The organism is Nocardioides sp. SR21 (genome assembly GCF_022761125.1).
Taxonomy (GTDB): Bacteria; Actinomycetota; Actinomycetes; order Propionibacteriales; family Nocardioidaceae; genus Nocardioides.
Genome location: NZ_JAKWJR010000002.1, coordinates 414204 through 426864 on the forward strand (window position 1 = coordinate 414204; position 12661 = coordinate 426864).

Annotated in this window: 14 protein-coding genes; all 14 read left to right on the plus strand. The window is 71.4% G+C overall.

The window, feature by feature from the left end; all coding sequences use genetic code 11:
• The first annotated feature begins 2 nt into the window (after positions 1-2).
• The gene (gene coaD, locus MJ604_RS05305; protein WP_243057251.1) at positions 3-485 is read left to right on the plus strand and encodes a pantetheine-phosphate adenylyltransferase; all 483 of its coding nucleotides are present in this window, start codon (positions 3-5) and stop codon (positions 483-485) included.
• 253 nt (positions 486-738) lie between these two features.
• A complete protein-coding gene (locus MJ604_RS05310) occupies positions 739-1125 on the plus strand; it encodes a DUF177 domain-containing protein (protein WP_308194109.1) in 387 nt (128 codons plus the stop codon).
• Between the two features lie 45 nt (positions 1126-1170).
• Complete coding sequence (gene rpmF / locus MJ604_RS05315; RefSeq protein WP_243057252.1) at positions 1171-1356, plus strand: 50S ribosomal protein L32; 186 nt, start codon at positions 1171-1173, stop codon at positions 1354-1356.
• A gap of 13 nt (positions 1357-1369) precedes the next feature.
• On the plus strand, positions 1370-2107 hold the full coding sequence (rnc, locus tag MJ604_RS05320) for a ribonuclease III (RefSeq protein ID WP_243057388.1): 738 nt from the start codon (positions 1370-1372) through the stop codon (positions 2105-2107).
• A 12-nt stretch (positions 2108-2119) separates the two neighbouring features.
• Positions 2120-3031: a bifunctional DNA-formamidopyrimidine glycosylase/DNA-(apurinic or apyrimidinic site) lyase gene (mutM, locus tag MJ604_RS05325; RefSeq protein ID WP_243057253.1), complete on the plus strand. Its 912-nt coding sequence runs from the start codon at positions 2120-2122 to the stop codon at positions 3029-3031.
• Between the two features lie 149 nt (positions 3032-3180).
• The gene (locus tag MJ604_RS05330) at positions 3181-3384 is read left to right on the plus strand and encodes a hypothetical protein (protein ID WP_243057254.1); all 204 of its coding nucleotides are present in this window, start codon (positions 3181-3183) and stop codon (positions 3382-3384) included.
• Between the two features lie 111 nt (positions 3385-3495).
• A complete protein-coding gene (locus tag MJ604_RS05335; RefSeq protein WP_243057255.1) occupies positions 3496-4743 on the plus strand; it encodes an MFS transporter in 1248 nt (415 codons plus the stop codon).
• Between the two features lie 132 nt (positions 4744-4875).
• Complete coding sequence (smc, locus tag MJ604_RS05340) at positions 4876-8451, plus strand: chromosome segregation protein SMC (protein ID WP_243057256.1); 3576 nt, start codon at positions 4876-4878, stop codon at positions 8449-8451.
• Positions 8451-8894, plus strand: coding sequence for a thioesterase family protein (locus MJ604_RS05345; protein WP_243057257.1), 444 nt, complete (start codon positions 8451-8453; stop codon positions 8892-8894). Before smc ends, MJ604_RS05345 begins: the two co-directional genes overlap by 1 nt.
• 76 nt (positions 8895-8970) lie before the next feature.
• Positions 8971-9138, plus strand: a complete 168-nt coding sequence (locus MJ604_RS05350) for a hypothetical protein (protein ID WP_243057258.1) — start codon at positions 8971-8973, stop codon at positions 9136-9138.
• 38 nt (positions 9139-9176) lie between these two features.
• A complete protein-coding gene (gene ftsY / locus MJ604_RS05355; RefSeq protein WP_243057259.1) occupies positions 9177-10301 on the plus strand; it encodes a signal recognition particle-docking protein FtsY in 1125 nt (374 codons plus the stop codon).
• Positions 10302-10335: 34 nt separating this feature from the next.
• Complete coding sequence (locus tag MJ604_RS05360; RefSeq protein ID WP_243057260.1) at positions 10336-10791, plus strand: hypothetical protein; 456 nt, start codon at positions 10336-10338, stop codon at positions 10789-10791.
• A gap of 182 nt (positions 10792-10973) precedes the next feature.
• Positions 10974-12296 (plus strand): ammonium transporter, encoded by a 1323-nt coding sequence (locus tag MJ604_RS05365; RefSeq protein WP_243057261.1) that lies wholly within the window; start codon positions 10974-10976, stop codon positions 12294-12296.
• Complete coding sequence (locus tag MJ604_RS05370) at positions 12293-12631, plus strand: P-II family nitrogen regulator (protein ID WP_243057262.1); 339 nt, start codon at positions 12293-12295, stop codon at positions 12629-12631. The genes MJ604_RS05365 and MJ604_RS05370 overlap by 4 nt, the downstream gene beginning before the upstream one ends.
• Positions 12632-12661: the final 30 nt, after the last annotated feature.

Here is a 12661-nt window from a genome sequence, read left to right on the forward strand (position 1 = left end):
CCGTGCGTCGAGCCGTCTGTCCCGGGTCGTTCGACCCGGTCACCCACGGACACATCGACATCGTCGGCCGTGCGGCGAAGCTCTTCGACGAGGTCGTGGTCGCGGTCGGGGTGAACGCCTCGAAGAACCGGCTGTTCACGGCCGAGGAGCGCATCGAGATGCTGCGCGAGGCCTGCGCCGGCATGGCGAACGTCACGGTGAGCAGCTTCTCCGGGCTGATCGTCGACTTCTGCCGCGAGATCGACGCCCAGGCGATCGTGAAGGGCCTGCGCGGCGGCAACGACTACGAGTACGAGCTGCCGATGGCGCAGATGAACTCCCACCTGACCGGCGTGGAGACGGTGTTCGTGCCGACGACCGCCGCGCTGGGCTACGTGTCCTCGAGCCTGGTCAAGGAGGTCGCGACGTTCGGTGGCGACGTGACCGGGCTGGTGCCGGACGCCGTGCTCGCGCGGCTCACGACGCGGCTTGCCGAGCGGGCCTGACCGTATTTTGCCGGTCGGGACCCCAGCCCGGTACGCTTCTCGCTGATCTGTTTGTGCCTGAAACGGAAGTAGAAACCTGAGCAGCCTGGACCCGAGAGCGCCGCTCGTGCTCGACACCCGCGAGCTCGGCCGCCGCCCGGGGTCCCAGCGTCAGGTGACACTCACGGCTCCGGCACCCGCAGATCTAGGCATCGAAGTCCTTCGTGTCCCGGAAGGTGCGCCGGTCGAGCTCGACCTGCTGCTGGAAGCGGTCATGGAGGGAGTACTGGTCACGGGCACGGCTCACGCCGTGCTCGACGGCGAGTGTGCGCGGTGCCTGGAGCCGATCTCCGACGAGATCGAAGCGCGGTTCCAGGAGCTGTTCGTGTACGTCGAGCACCAGACCTCCCACGACGAGGACGACGAGGTCAGCAGGCTCGAGGGCGACCTGGTCGATCTCGAACCCCTGTTGCGGGACGCGGTGGTGCTGGCACTACCGTTCCAGCCGCTGTGCGAGGACGACTGCCCAGGACTGTGCACCGAGTGCGGAGCACGCCTGGCGGACGACCCGGACCACAGCCACGAAGCACCGATCGACCCGCGCTGGGCCGGCCTGACCGCCCTGACGCAGGACCAGCAGGACCCCGAAGCAACCGAGTAGCACCCCGTACGGCCGGAGATCCCGGTCCTGGTAGAGGAGATAACAGTGGCTGTCCCGAAGCGGAAGATGTCGCGCAGCAACACCCGGCACCGTCGTTCGGCCTGGAAGGCCGTCGCGCCGAGCCTCGTGACGTGCGCGAACCCCGCCTGCGGCGCCAAGCACCTGCCGCACCGTGCGTGCGGCGAGTGCGGCCAGTACGGCGCGCGCGCTGACCGTCGTCAGGTCCTCTGACCCGGTCAGAACGCTGACCAACTACGCCGAGCTGCGCGCCGCGCTCGGGGACCCGGAGCTGGACCCCGAGCTGCTCGAGCGCGCGCTCACGCACCGGTCGTTCGCCTACGAGAACGGTGGGCTGCCGACCAACGAGCGCCTGGAGTTCCTGGGTGACTCGGTGCTCGGCGTGGTCGTCACCGAGACGCTCTACCGCACCCACCCGGACCTCTCCGAGGGCCGGCTGGCCAAGCTGCGCGCCGCGGTCGTCAACGCCCGGGCGCTGGCCGAGGTCGGACGCGGCATCGGCGTCGGCGACCACGTGAAGCTCGGCCGCGGCGAGGAGTCCACCGGCGGTCGCGGCAAGGCGTCGATCCTGTCCGACACGGTCGAGGCCGTGATCGGTGCCGTGCACCTCAGCGGCGGTTTCGAGACCTCCGCGATCGTCGTGCACCGGTTGTTCGACCCCCTCATCGAGGCGGCGTCGGCGCTCGGCGCCGGCCTGGACTGGAAGACCTCCCTGCAGGAGCTCTCCGCCGAGCACGGCCTCGGTGTGCCGGAGTACGTCATCGAGGACGACGGCCCGGACCACATGAAGACGTTCACCGCCCAGGTGCGCGTCGGCGACGGCCTCTACGGCAACGGCATCGGCCGCTCCAAGAAGGAGGCCGAGCAGGCCGCCGCGGAGACGGCGTACGGCGAGATCGCCACCAGCCTCGGCGTCGACGACTCCGTCGACATCGCAGCGCAGATCGTCTCCCGCAAGAACTAGCCCCGACCACGCATGCCTGAGCTGCCCGAGGTCGAGGTCGTCCGGGCCGGGATCGAGCGGCACGTGCTCGGCTCGACCATCACGCGTGTCGACGTCCTCCACCCGCGTCCGGTACGCCGCGACGCGGGCGGGCCGGCCGGGTTCGCGGCGGCCCTGACCGGTCGCCGGATCGAGGCGGCCCGACGTCGCGGCAAGTACCTCTGGCTGCCGCTCGACAACGGCGACGCCCTGCTCGGCCACCTCGGCATGAGCGGCCAGATCCTGGTGCAGCCGCCCCATGCTCCCGACGAGCGGCACCTGCGGGTGCGCTTCGCGCTCGAGGGCGCCGACGAGGGCCGCGAGATGCGCTTCGTCGACCAGCGGATGTTCGGCGGGCTGTCGGTCTCGGCCGGAGGCGCGGACCTCCCGCCCGAGATCGCGCACATCGCCCGCGACCCGCTCGACCCCGAGTTCGACGACGACCTGTTCGTGCGCAAGGTCCGCAAGCGCACCTCCGGCGTGAAGCGGCAGCTGCTCGACCAGGGCCTCATCTCGGGCGTCGGCAACATCTACGCCGACGAGGCGCTCTGGCGGGCCCGGATCCACGGCGAGCGGCCGGGCGACCGGCTCACCGCCACCCAGGTCCGCGAGCTGCTCGGGCACGCCCGCGACGTCATGGTCGCGGCGCTGGGGGAGGGCGGCACGTCGTTCGACGCGCTGTACGTGAACGTCAACGGCGAGTCCGGCTACTTCGACCGCTCGCTGCACGCGTACGGCCGCGAGGGCGAGCCGTGCGAGCGGTGCGGCACACCGATGCGCCGGGTCGCGTTCATGAACCGCTCGTCGTACTTCTGCCCGGTGTGCCAGCCGGCCCCGAGAAGGCGTCGCGGCACCGCGAGTGGGCTTCGGGACGGCTCGCTCAGTCCGTCGCACGCTCCGGACTGAGCGCCGATGCCTCCTCGACCTCCTCGCTGATCGGGAGCTCCGCAAGCTCGGCTCCCGCGCTCGGAGATTGACCTACGAGAGCCCCGGTGGGACTCTTGAAGACGGCCCGTCACCCACGGTGACCATCACGACCCCTGGAAGGTTCCTCTATGGCCAAGGCGCTGATCGGCTACATGAACAGCGACCTGCGGACCCCCGCGAACCTCGTAGCCGAGAACGCTCGGCTGCGCGCGCGTGTGGGCGAGCTCGAGGCGTTGGTACTGCGCCTCAGCGAGGAGAACGACAGCCTGACCGCCGCTCAGGCCGCTGTGCTTCTCGACGAGGCCTCCCTGCAGGAGATGCAGCCCGCCTGACGCAGTAGACCACCGCGGACCGGTTGACCCGTTCTGGTCCGCGGGTACGAGCGCGTCCGCACGTCAAACCGGTGGGAACCGGCAGCGCGTGACGGTTAGGGTCTGCACCTTGTGAGCAGCCTCGTCGAGATCGTCGCCCCGCGGCGGTTCGGCATCGGGTTCCGGTGGCTGCTGTCCTCGTCGTGGGTCTCGAACCTCGGCGACGGCATCGCGATCGCCGCCGGGCCGCTGCTGGTCGCGTCGATGACGCACGACCCGATCCTGGTCGCCAGCGCGGCGCTGCTGCAGTGGCTCCCGCCGCTGGTCTTCGGGCTGCTCGCCGGGGCCCTGGCCGACCGGCTGGACCGGCGCCTGATCATCGTCACCGTCGACCTGCTGCGCGCGGTCGTGCTGGTGCTGCTGACGCTGGTGATCGCGACCGACCTGGTGCAGATCTGGATCGTGCTGCTCGCGATGTTCCTGCTCGGCACGGCGGAGGTCTTCGCGGACAACACCGCGTCGACGCTGATGCCGATGCTGGTCGATCGGGACGACCTGGCGGTCGCGAACTCACGGCTCACCTCCGGCTTCATCACCGTGAACCAGCTGGCCGGACCGCCCATCGGCGCGGCGCTGTTCGCGGCCGGTCACGCCGTACCGTTCGCGGCCCAGGCCGTGCTGGTCGCGCTCGGTGCGGTGCTGATCTCGCGCCTCGTGCTCGCGCCGCACCGGCGTGAGGTCGCGCCGGACACCCACCTGCGCCACGACATCGCCGAGGCGTTCCGCTGGGTGCTGCACAACGCGGCCGTCCGCACGCTGGTGATGACGATCTTCGTCTTCAACATCACCTTCGGCGCGGCCTGGTCGGTGCTGGTCCTCTACGCCACCCAGCGGCTCGACATGGGGCCGATCGGCTTCGGCCTGCTGACGACGGTCTCCGCGGTCGGGGGCCTGCTCGGAACCCTGGCGTACCCGTGGATCACCCGGCACGTGAGTCTCGGCAACCTGATGCGGATCGGGTTGGTCTTCGAGACGTTCACGATGCTCGCGCTGGCGCTCACCACGCATGCCTGGGTGGCGATGTGCATCTTCTTCGTGTTCGGCGCCCACGCGTTCATCTGGGGCACGACCTCGCTGACGATCCGCCAGCGCGCCGTCCCCAGCGAGCTCCAGGGCCGGGTGGGCAGCGTCAACCTCGTGGGCGTCTTCGGCGGCCTGGTGATCGGCTCGGGCATCGGGGGAGTGATCGCGTCGCACTGGGGCGTGACCGCGCCGTTCTGGTTCGCGTTCGTCGGCTCGGCGATCTTCGTGGTGCTGATCTGGCGCCAGCTGGTCCACATCGCCCACGCGGACGAGGCGGACCAGCCGGCTCCCGCTTGACGCGCATCTCGGGGATTCCGGCACGCGGGGGTGCGGGCGGGTATCGTCGGGCTCGCTGAGCTTCCCCCACGCCCGGCTGCGATGATGCTGCGACGTTTCAGTACCTCGGATCGATGAGCTGGGAGCCGCACGTTGTACCTGAAGAGCCTGACCCTGAAGGGGTTCAAGTCCTTCGCCTCCTCGACGACGCTCCAGCTCGAGCCGGGCATCACCTGCATCGTCGGGCCGAACGGCTCCGGCAAGTCCAACGTCGTCGACGCGCTCGCGTGGGTGATGGGTGAGGCCAGCGCCAAGTCGCTGCGCGGCGGCAAGATGGACGACGTCATCTTCGCCGGTACGTCCGGGCGCCCGCCGCTCGGCCGCGCCGAGGTGCTGCTGACCATCGACAACTCCGACGGCGCGCTGCCGATCGAGTACGCCGAGGTCACGATCAGCCGCACGATGTTCCGCTCCGGCGGGTCGGAGTACGCCATCAACGGCAACCCGTGCCGGCTGCTCGACGTCCAGGAGCTGCTCAGCGACTCCGGCATCGGCCGCGAGATGCACGTGATCGTCGGGCAGGGCCAGCTCGACCAGATCCTGCACGCGACCCCGGAGGACCGGCGCGGGTTCATCGAGGAGGCAGCCGGCGTCCTCAAGCACCGCAAGCGCAAGGAGAAGGCGCTCCGCAAGCTCGACTCCACCGAGGGCAACCTCAACCGCCTCAACGACCTGCTGACCGAGATCCGGCGCCAGCTCAAGCCGCTCGGCCGTCAGGCCGAGGTGGCCCGTCGGGCCGCGACCGTGCAGGCGGAGGTCCGCGACTCCCGCGCCCGCCTGATGGCCGACGACATGGTCACCGCGCACACCGCGCTCGAGCAGGAGATGGCCGACGAGTCGATCCTGGTCGCGCGCCGCGAGCAGGTCGAGGCCGACGTCGCCACGGCACGCGAGGCCGAGTCGCGCCTCGAGGCCGCGCTGCGCGAGGACCTGCCGGCGCTGGCGCAGGCGCAGGACACCTGGTTCGCGCTCTCCGGCCTGCGCGAGCGGCTGCGGGGCACCCAGTCCCTCGCGAACGAGCGGATCCGCAACGCCGCCGGCACCACCGACGTCGAGGAGGTCCGCTCCGGGCGCGACCCCGAGCAGCTCGAGGCCGAGGCCGAGCAGGTCCGCCAGCAGGAGCAGCGGATCGCCGCCGAGGTCGACGCGAACCGGACGGCGCTCGAGGACGCCGTGACCGCCCGGCGTACCGCGGAGGACGCCGCCGCCGAGGAGGACCGCCGGGTGGCGGGCCTGCAGCGGGCGGCCGCCGACCGCCGCGAGGGGCTGGCCCGGCTGCACGGGCAGGTCAACGCGCTGAAGTCCCGCGCCGCCGCGGCCGACGACGAGGTCGGGCGGCTCACGCTCGCCCGCGAGGAGGCCGTCGCCCGCGCCGACCGCGCCCAGCGCGACTTCACCTCGCTCGAGACCCGGGTCGCCGGCCTCGACGCCGGCGAGGAGGGTCTCGACGCCGAGCACGAGGCCGCGGTGCTGGCCCTCGACGCGATCGAGGAGAGGCTCGCCAAGGCCCGCGACGAGGCGCTCCAGGCCGACCGCGACCGCACCGGTCTCGCGGCCCGCAAGGACGCGCTCGAGATGGGCCTCAACCGCAAGGACGGCGCCGGCGCGCTGCTGGCGGCCTCCGACTCGGTCTCCGGGCTGATGGGCTCGGTGGCGGCGCTGCTCGGCGTCCGCACCGGCTTCGAGACCGCGGTCGCGAACGCGCTCGGCTCCGCCGCCGACGCGGTCGCCGTGGCCGACGCCGACGCCGCGGTCCGCGCGATCGGGCACCTCAAGGGCGACGACCTCGGCCGCGCCGGGCTGGTGCTCGGCGGCGGGCCCGACACCGACCGCGACTGGCCCGAGCTGCCCGCGGGGGCGACGTACGCCGTCGAGGTGATCGAGTGCCCCGACGCGCTGACGTCCGCGCTGACCCGGCTGCTGTTCAAGGTGGCGGTCGTCGACGACCTCGACGCCGCCCGCGCGCTGGTGGCCGACCTCGCCGACGTCACCGCGGTGACCCGGGACGGCGACGTCCTCGGTGCGCACTTCGCCTCCGGCGGCTCGTCGAGCCAGCCGAGCCTGATCGAGGTGCAGGCCGCGGTCGACGAGGCCGTCGAGCAGCTCGCCGAGGCGGTCGCCGCCTCCGAGCGGCTCGGGTTCGAGATCTCCCGCACCGAGAGCGAGCGGCTCGAGGCGCAGAAGCGCGTCGACGTCGCACTCGCCAAGCTGCACGAGTCCGACGCCACGCTCGCGGCGGTCGCCGAGGAGCTCGGCCAGTACGGCTCCCAGGCCCGCGCGGCCCGCGGCGAGGCCGAGCGGCTCACCCAGGCGATCGAGAAGGCCGAGGAGGCTCGCGTCCAGGCGGTCGCCGGGCTCGCCGAGCTCGAGACCCGCCTCGCGGCCGCCGAGGACGCGCCCGAGGAGGAGCCCGACACCTCCGTCCGCGAGCAGCTCGTCGAGCAGGCCCGTGCGGCCCGCCAGGGCGAGATGGACGCCCGGCTCGCGCTGCGGACGTCGGAGGAGCGCGCCCGCGCGCTGCACGGCCGCGCCGACTCGCTCGTCCGGGCCGCCCGCGCCGAGCGCGAGGCTCGCGCCAAGGCTGCCGAGCGCCGCGAGCGGCTGATCCGCGAGGGCCGGGCCGCCGAGGCCGTCGGCCAGGCGGTCGGCTACGTCCTCGCCCGGCTCGAGGTCTCCGTCCACCGCGCGACCGAGGCCCGTGTGGCCGTCGAGCAGGCCCGCGCCGGCCGCGAGCAGGAGCTGCTCTCGGTGCGCACCACGCTGCGCGAGCTCGGCAAGGAGCACGACGAGCTGGTCAACTCCGTGCACCGCGACGAGATGGCCCGCACCCAGCAGCGGATGCGTCTCGAGCAGCTCGAGGAGAAGGTGCTCGAGGAGCTCGGCATGGACGCCGCGGCCCTGATGGCGGAGTACGGCCCCGACCAGCCCGTGCCGTACGCCGGCCCGCTCGACGAGGGCCAGGAGCCGCCCGAGCCCACGCCGTACGTCCGCGAGGAGCAGCAGAAGCGGCTCAAGACCGCCGAGCGCGCCCTGCGGGAGCTCGGCCGGGTCAACCCGCTCGCGCTCGAGGAGTTCTCGGCGATGGAGGAGCGGCACAAGTTCCTCACCGAGCAGCTCGAGGACCTCAGGAAGACCCGCAAGGACCTCCTCGACATCGTCCGCGAGGTCGACCTGCGCGTCGAGCAGGTCTTCACCGAGGCGTACGCCGACGTGAGCACCGCGTTCGACGCGACCTTCGCGCGGCTGTTCCCGGGCGGCGAGGGCCGGCTGGTGCTCACCGAGCCCGGCGACATGCTCAACACCGGCATCGAGGTCGAGGCCCGCCCGGCCGGCAAGAAGGTCAAGCGGCTGTCGCTGCTGTCCGGTGGCGAGCGGTCGCTGGTCGCGGTGGCGTTCCTGGTCGCTCTGTTCAAGGCGCGTCCGTCGCCGTTCTACATCCTCGACGAGGTCGAGGCGGCGCTCGACGACACCAACCTCGGCCGGCTGCTGGAGATCTACGAGGAGCTGCGCGAGAACTCCCAGCTGCTCGTGATCACCCACCAGAAGCGGACCATGGAGGTCGGCGACGCGCTGTACGGCGTGACCATGCGCGGCGACGGCGTCTCCGCGGTGATCAGCCAGCGCCTGCGGGATCAAGACGCGCGCGCCGAGACTGCCGAGTCCGCCTAGTGCCCGCCGAGCGGCCGACCCGCGATCAGTACGTCTACTGGGAGCAGGTCACGACCCGCTGGGCCGACATCGACGTCTACGGGCACATGAACAACGCCCGCTACTTCGAGATCATCGACACGGTCGTCAACAACCAGCTGGCCGTCGCGACCGGCGTCGACATCCGCGCGCTCGACGCGATCGGGGTCGTGGCCGAGGTGGGCTGTCGCTACTTCGCCGAGATCGGCTACCCGGAGCCCGTCGACGTCGGAGTGGTGGCCGACAAGGTCGGCAGCTCGTCGGTGGTCTACCGCGTCGGCCTCTTCCAGGGCGACGGCGACGAGGCGTCCGCGGAGGGCCGCTTCGTGCACGTGTACGTCGACAACACCGACCCGGCGCGCCCTGCCGTGCCGATGCCGGACGTGATCCGCGCCGCGGTCACGCCTTTGTTACGCACGGTGTGACACGGTGGGGGCGCGGGTACCCGTCCGGGTGTCTGTGTCTCTCGGGAGGTAGCTCGTGCTCGTCGTCGTCATCGTAATGGTCCTGATCCTGCTGCTCGCCGGGGCGGTCACGGCGTACGTCGCCTATCCGCACCGCGGCGAGGAGCTGCCGGTCGCCCCGTGGATCGGTGAGGCGATGGAGCGGGCCGCGGACGCGGCCCCGGTGATCGAGCCGGAGTACCAGGACTCCGAGCGGAAGCACTGAGTCCGACACCCGGCACCCGCTCTGGTTGGATTGAGGGCATGGAGTCCTCGCTTCTGCTCATCCTGATCATCGCCCTGCTGGCCGTCGCCGTCATCGGCATCGGCGTGGGGCTGGTGATCTCCTCCCGCAGCAAGTCGTCCGCCCCGGTGGTCGAGGCCCCGCCGGCCCCGCCCACCGCGGAGGCGCCGCCCGAGGTCGAGGTCGTCGAGGCCCCGGAGACCCCGGCCGCGCCGGTCCTCGAGAAGCCCGAGGGACGCGAGTCCCGCCTGGTCCGGCTGCGTCAGCGGCTGGCCGGCTCGCAGGGCGGCCTCGGCCGCGGCCTGCTCGCGCTGCTCTCGCGCGACCGGCTCGACGAGGACACCTGGGAGTCGATCGAGGACACCCTGCTCACCGCGGACGTCGGCGTCGGCCCGACCCAGGAGCTGGTCGAGAAGCTGCGCACCCGGCTGCGCGTCGAGGGCAGCCCGGAGGACCCTCGCGCGGTGCTCCGCGAGGAGCTGCTGAACCTCGTCGGCCCCGACATGGACCGCGCGCTCCAGGTCAGCGGCGCCGACGGCCGGCCCGGCGTCGTGCTCGTCGTCGGCGTGAACGGCGCCGGCAAGACCACCACCGTCGGCAAGATCTCCCGCATCCTCGTCGCCGACGACCGCAAGGTCGTCCTCGGCGCGGCCGACACGTTCCGCGCCGCCGCCGTCGAGCAGCTGGCCACCTGGGGCGAGCGCGTCGGCGTCGACGTCGTCCGCGGCCCCGAGGGCACCGACCCGGCCAGCGTCGCGTTCGAGGCGGTCAAGGAGGGCGTGGACACGAACGCCGACACCGTGATCGTCGACACGGCCGGGCGCCTGCAGAACAAGGCCGGACTCATGGACGAGCTCGGGAAGGTCAAGCGCGTCATCGAGAAGCAGGCCCCGGTCACCGAGGTGCTGCTCGTCCTCGACGCCACCACCGGCCAGAACGGCCTGATCCAGGCCCGCGTGTTCAGCGAGGTCGTGGACGTCACCGGCATCGTGCTGACCAAGCTCGACGGCTCCGCGAAGGGCGGCATCGTCGTCCAGGTCCAGCGCGAGCTCGGCGTGCCGGTCAAGCTGGTCGGCCTCGGCGAGGGCGCCGACGACCTGGCGCCGTTCGACGCCGGCGCGTTCGTCGACGCGCTGCTCGGGTAGGAACCGGGAGCCGCGTCGTCACGTCCGACGCAGTATGACCGTCCACCCACGAGCAACCGCTGCCGCGCTGGTGGCGTCGGTGCTCGTCCTCGCCGGCTGCGGCGACCGGGCAGGGGAGGACGTCTCCAGCGCCGGGTGCCACGGCCCCTGGATCGACACGAGCGCGGTGGGTGAGCCCCCTCAGCGCTCCGACCCGGCCGTGACGGTCAGGCCGGGCGGGACCGTCCGGCTCCACGGGCACGGGTACACCTCGGCCTGCAACGACACCGGTGAGCAGGAGGAGCTGGAGCCCCTGGGGCCGGTGGAGGTCAGCGTGCGGCTTCCCGGGGGCGGCATCCTCCGGCTCGGCGAGCTCACCCCGCGCGTGGAGGGGACCGACGTGGGGTTCGTGGCCACCGCGACCGTGCCGGCGGGCACCCCGGCGGGCACCGCCGTCGTACGCGACGACCGGTCGCCGGCGACGACGTTCCGGTTCACCGTCGCACCGTGAGTCGTTGAGATTCGCGTAACACCGAAGTAACACCAGCCCGGAACTCGTTGCATGACCGCAACATGTGACCACCGGTCTTGAAACCTCCGCGGCAGAAGGTCTTCCTCAATGGGGCGGACCCCGGGTGCGACAGAGCGGTCGCCGCGACCTGCCCTCCTTGAATCTGCACCCCTGGAGGTTCTGTGGACGGCTACTACGCCTTCATGCTGATCGCGACGGCGTTGGTCCTGATGATGACCGTGCCCGCGCTGGCGTTGTTCTACGGCGGCATGTCCCGGTCGAAGTCCGTGCTCAACATGATCATGATGTCGTTCATCGCGGCAGCGATCGTCGGCATCCTGTACGTCGCGGTCGGTTGGTCGATGGGCTTCGGCGGCGACGGCACGTTCTTCGCCAACCCGTTCGAGCTGTTCTGGCTCGACGGTGTCTCGACCGACAACTACATCTACGTGATGTTCCAGATGACGTTCGCGATCATCACGGTCGCCCTGATCAGCGGCGCGGTCGCCGACCGGATGAAGTTCGCGGCGTGGGTCGTGTTCGTCCCGATCTGGGCGCTGCTCTGCTACTTCCCGATGGCCCACATGGTCTTCAGCTGCACCGAGGACTCGCTGATCTGCGGCCGCATCGGCGCGCAGGACTACGCGGGCGGTACCGCGGTCCACATCAACGCCGGTATCGCGGCTCTCGTGCTGGTCCTGCTGCTGGGCAAGCGCCTCGGCTGGCCCAAGGACAAGATGCGCCCGCACAACCTGACCCTCACCATGCTCGGTGCGGGCATGCTGTGGCTCGGCTGGTACGGCTTCAACGTCGGCTCGATCGTCTTCACCGGCGCCACCGACGAGGAGAACCTCGCGCAGTTCTACAGCGAGACCGGTCGCACCTTCGCGAACACCACGCTCGCGACGATGGCGGCGATCCTCGGCTGGCTGGTCATCGAGCGCCTGCTCCACAAGAAGGCCACCTCCCTCGGTGCCGCCTCCGGCATCGTCGCGGGCCTGGTCGCGATCACCCCGGCCGCCGGTGCGGTCAACATCGGGGGTGCCGTCGCGATCGGCGCCATCGCCGGTGCGGTCTGCGCCTGGGCGGTCGGCCTGAAGTTCAAGCTCGGGTACGACGACTCGCTCGACGTGGTGGGCGTCCACCTGGTCGGCGGCATCATCGGCACGCTCCTGATCGGGTTCTTCTCCACCTCCGCCGGTGCCGGTGGCGTCGACGGCCTCTTCTACGGCGGCGGCTTCACCTCGCTCGGTGACCAGGCGCTCGGTGTGCTGGTGGCGATCCTCTTCTCTGGCATCGTGACCACCGTGATCGCCGTGGCCATCAAGTACACGGTCGGCCTGCGGCTCAACGAGGACGCCGAGGTCGAGGGCATCGACCTGGCCGCCCACGGCGAGACCGCGTACGACCTGCACACCAGCAGCCTCGGCGGCGGTGGCAAGTCCGGCGTGCTGGCTGCCTCCACCGCCACCTCCGCCCCTGCTTCGGAAGGAGCCAACGCATGAAGCTCGTGACCGCGGTCATCAAGCCGCACAAGTGGGAGGACGTCCGCGAGGCTCTCGAGACCTTCGGCGTGACCGGCATGACGGTCAGCGAGGTCAGTGGCTACGGCCGCCAGAAGGGGCACACGGAGGTCTACCGGGGCGCGGAGTACGACATCGCCCTGGTCCCGAAGATCCGGATCGAGATCGTGGTCGGCGACGACGACGCCGACGACATCGTCGGCATCATCGTGAAGACCGCCGGCACCGGCCGGATCGGTGACGGCAAGGTGTGGGTCAGCCCGGTCGACACCGTGGTCCGGGTCCGCACCGGCGACAAGGACGAAGCGGCCCTGTGAGGTCAGCTCTGTGAAGCACACCGTGGCCCG